Source organism: Bartonella sp. AA86SXKL, assembly GCF_042196885.1.
Genome location: NZ_JBHIRE010000578.1, coordinates 1 through 547, shown reverse-complemented (window position 1 = coordinate 547; position 547 = coordinate 1). Strand labels below are relative to the sequence as shown.

The following is a 547-nucleotide window of genomic DNA, read 5'->3' as shown; positions in this document are numbered from 1 at the left end:
TGTTAACGCACGTGAATTATATATGTTCTTAGAAGTTAACTCTAAATTTGCAGATTGGATTGTACGCCGTATTAAAGAATATGGATTTTTGGAAAATCAAGATTATGGTTTTACGTTTCTCAAAAATGAGAAACGTAAAAATGTTATAAGTAAAGAATATCATATCACACTAAACATGGCGAAAGAACTCTCAATGGTTGAACGCAATGAGAAAGGTAGACAAGCTCGTCGTTACTTTATTGAGTGTGAGAAAAAGTTAAAAAGTCAATCTGTTGATTATGATAATGATACACGCTTTGACTTGCCAAGCTATTGAGAGGGTATGAGTGCTGGTGAAAAAGCTTTGTATCTTTTAGGTCCAATCCATGTTCGTCTTATTGACGCTTTTAGAGTGGATGAAGAGAATAGAAAATATAAAGCTCTTATTAAAGAAGCTAAGCAGGTTTTAGCAACATCTGTTACGAAAGCTGCTTAGTTTTAAAAGCGATTTCATCTCCCCGTTTCAAAAGCGGGGAGGGGATTATTGGATAAATCGCTTGACATAATC

The 547-nt window shown here is 34.6% G+C and carries 1 pseudogene; it reads left to right on the top strand.

The window, feature by feature from the left end:
• Nucleotides 1-475 (top strand): annotated as a pseudogene (locus ACFIO5_RS13380) (antA/AntB antirepressor family protein); the annotation flags it as partial.
• Nucleotides 476-547: the final 72 nt, after the last annotated feature.